This window comes from Aquabacterium sp., assembly GCF_021768455.1.
GTDB lineage: Bacteria > Pseudomonadota > Gammaproteobacteria > Burkholderiales > Burkholderiaceae_C > Aquabacterium.
This window is the reverse complement of record NZ_JAIZVX010000243.1, coordinates 1-3,133: the sequence shown is the minus strand read 5'-3', so window position 1 is coordinate 3,133 and position 3,133 is coordinate 1. Positions and strand designations below refer to the sequence as shown.

2 protein-coding genes and 2 pseudogenes are annotated in these 3,133 nt (G+C 68.7%); 3 read left to right on the top strand and 1 reads right to left on the bottom strand.

Annotation, left to right across the window (positions count from 1 at the left end; genetic code table 11):
- Window positions 1-408: pseudogene (locus QZ994_RS19235) on the top strand (ParA family protein); the annotation flags it as partial.
- Here QZ994_RS19235 and QZ994_RS19230 read toward each other — a convergent pair.
- Window positions 409-2,472, bottom strand: a complete 2,064-nt coding sequence (locus QZ994_RS19230) for an aminotransferase class I/II-fold pyridoxal phosphate-dependent enzyme (RefSeq protein WP_290877526.1) — start codon at window positions 2,470-2,472, stop codon at window positions 409-411.
- Here QZ994_RS19230 and QZ994_RS19225 point away from each other — a divergent pair.
- Together QZ994_RS19225 and QZ994_RS19220 are read left to right on the top strand one after the other, a co-directional pair.
- On the top strand, window positions 2,375-2,875 hold the full coding sequence (locus QZ994_RS19225) for a DUF3500 domain-containing protein (RefSeq protein ID WP_367172358.1): 501 nt from the start codon (window positions 2,375-2,377) through the stop codon (window positions 2,873-2,875). The two genes, QZ994_RS19230 and QZ994_RS19225, sit on opposite strands and share 98 nt — an antisense overlap.
- A 5-nt stretch (window positions 2,876-2,880) precedes the next feature.
- Window positions 2,881-3,133, top strand: a pseudogene (locus QZ994_RS19220) (hypothetical protein); the annotation flags it as partial.

The following is a 3,133-nucleotide window of genomic DNA, read 5'->3' as shown; positions in this document are numbered from 1 at the left end:
CCCAAGGGCGTGCAGCATGCGGTGCTCGACACGCCGGCCGGCCTGCATGGCGGGCGCCTCAAAGAGGTCATCCGCCTGGCCGACAAGGTGATCGTGCCGCTGCAGGCCAGCGTGTTCGACATCTACGCCACCCAGGATTTCGTGAGCGAGCTGCACGCGCGCAAGCGCCCGGGCAAGACCCAGCTGGGCGTGGTGGGCAACCGCATCAAGGACCACACCAAGGCGACCGAGCACCTGCAGGCCTTCCTGGCCACACTGGGCATCCCCCTGATCACCCAGCTGCGCGACACCCAGAACTACGCCCACCTGGCCGCCCATGGCCTGAGCCTGTGGGACGTGCCGCCGACCAAGGTCGAGAAAGACCTGGCCCAGTGGGCGCCGCTGCTGGCCTGGCTGAACGAGGCCTGATCAGCAGCCGGCCAGGGCCTGGCGGATGACCGGCGCCACCAGCGCGATGTTGGGCGCCATCTGCGAACACGGCACCGCCGCGTAGGCCAGGATCAACCCGCTGCGCACCGCCCCCACGCAGTAGACCGACAGGGGCATGAGCGTCACGCCCCGTTCGGCCGTGGCGCGCGAAATGGCCCGGTCGTCGACCGCATCGGGCAAGAGCAGGGTCAGGTGCATGCCCATGGCCCCGCCCGACAGGCGCAGGCGGCCATCGGCCAGCTCCGGCCCCAGGGCCTCGCGCAAGGCGCCCAGCAGAGCCTCGCGGCGCAGGCCGTATTCGCGCCGGGTGCTGCGGATGTGGGCGGCGTAATGCCCCTCGCGGATGAAATCGGCCAGCACGCGCTGCTGCACCACATCGCCATCGCGGTAGAAGTCGGACGAGGCGGTGGCAAACACCTGGGCCAGGGGCTCGGGCACCACCAGGTAGGCCATGCGGATGCCGGGGTACAGCGTCTTGCTGAAGGTGCCCAGGTAGATGACCCGGCCCGTGTCCTGCATGCCCTGCAGCGAGGGGAAGGGCTTGCCCACATAGCGGAACTCGCTGTCGTAGTCGTCTTCCAGCAGGATGGCGTCGTGCGCCTCGGCGTAGCGCAACCAGGCCAGGCGGCGCGCCAGGCTCATCACATGGCCCATGGGGAACTGGTGCGAGGGCGTGAGGTAGACCAGGCGCGGCGGCGCGGGCAGCTGCCCCGGCTGCGGCACAGGCAGGCCCTCGGCATCGACATCGAGCGAACAGGTGCGCAGGCCGTGGTCGCCCAGCACGTGGCTGGCACCCCAGTAGCAGGGGTTCTCCATCAGGGCGACGTCTCCCGGGTCGGTCAGCAGGCGGGCGACCAGCTCCAGCGACTCGACCGTGCCATCGGTCAGGATCACCTGCTCGGGCTGGCAGCGCACGCCCCGCGTGGTGCGGATGTGGTCGGCGATGGCGCGGCGCAAGGCCATGGCGCCCCCCGGCTCGCCCTGCTCCAGGCAGGACGCGTCACCCTGGCTGAGGTGCTTGCGCTGCAGGCGGTTCCAGATCGAGAGCGGAAACAGGTTCAGGTCGAGCTGGCCGGAGCAAAAGGGCTGGGGCCGCCAGAACTGGTGCACCGGGTGGCGCTGGTAGCTCAGGCCGCGGCGGGACAGGCTCAGGGGGCGGGCACCGCCCTCTGCCACGCCAGACCTGGGGCCACCGGAAGGGGCCGATTCGGCCGTGGCCTGCGCCAGGGCCTCGTCCACCCGGCAGACAAAGGTGCCCGAACCGTGGCCGGCCACCAGCATGCCCTCGCTCTTGAGCTGGTCGTAGATGGCGACCACGGTGTTGCGCGCCACCCCCAGCTCACGGGCCAGTTCGCGCGAAGAAGGCACGCGCTCGCCCGGGCGCAACACGCCTTCCAGCACCGCGCGGCGCACCCCTTGCAGGATGAGGGCACCGGGCTGGGCCGGCCTGCTCGCCTCACCCGAGCCGGGCCAGGCCTGTTGGAGCCATTCATGGAGGGCGGCGATCTGCATGGGCAGCGAGCCCAGCACCTCGACCTGCAACTCGCGGGCGATCTGCAGGCAGGTCTCGAGGTTGGCTTTGCCAAAGGCACTGTCCTGGTAGACCACGCTGATCTTGTTGATGCCCAGGGTGGCCAGGTGGCTCACGATCTTGCGCAACTCGGCCTCGTAACTGGCGCGCACATGGAACAGGTTGCGGCTGCTGCCCTTGCGCAGCGAGCTGGCCCCGGTCAGGGGCGCGACATAGGGCAACCCGTTGTCCTCGATCACGGGCAGGATGGCCGTGTTGTTGGGGGTACCCACACACGACAGCAAAGCCAGCACAGCGCCCTCAGCGGCCATCTTGCGCACGTTGTCCAGGGTGCGGTTGGGCTGGTAGGCATCGTCCACCATCTGCAGTTGCAGGCTGCGCCCCTGCACCCCGCCGCGGGCATTGATCTGCGCCATGGCCGCATCGATGCCCAGCTTGAGGTCCTGGCCCAGCGCGGCCAGCGGGCCCGACAGGGCCGCCGAAGAACCGATCACCACACTGCGCCCGGACACCCCCTCCTGCGCGCGCGCCAAGCCGATCAAGGCCGGCGCCGCGGTAGCGGCCAGCAGCAACCGCGGGGTGCTGGTGTCCAGCTTGTCGAGTGCTCAACAGGCCTATGTGACGGCCGCCATCCAGCAATACCTGAACGATTACGACAGCGCCACGGCTGCGCGCATGCTGGCGGCCTACCAGGCCGCCTACGGCAGCACCTATGTGGCCTGGGCCAATGCCTCAGGCAGCTTCAGCAGCACCGGGCCCGACATCAGCGCCAATGGCACGTACATGCGCATCGATGGGCCCCGTGTGTGGATCGAGCTTGCGGCGCAAAACGGTGTGGTGATCACCAATCAGACCCACTACCACATGATCTTCCGCGACAAGTCCTACGACTACTACAACCAGCTCGGCAGTTGAGCGCGATGAGCAAAGGCTTGCGCTGGCTGAGGTGTTTGGCTTGGTGGCTCGGCCTTGGTCTGTGGGCGGTGCTCGAGCCGGCGCTGGCTCATGATGTGCCGCCCGCCACCGTGATGCTGGATTTGGGGCAACGCAGCATTCAGGTAGAGATAGATGTTCCCTTGAGCGAGCTGGTCGCGGCCCTGGGGCAGCCGCTGCCACAGCAGCCTGAGGCTTGGCTGCAGGCTCAACGAGTGCACTTGCAACGGTATTTCGAGG

Excerpts from the sequence above, each read along its gene's own strand:
- QZ994_RS19225 (WP_367172358.1), top strand. The coding sequence starts at position 2,375 with ATGGCCGCATCGATGCCCAGCTTGAGGTCCTGGCCCAGCGCGGCCAGC.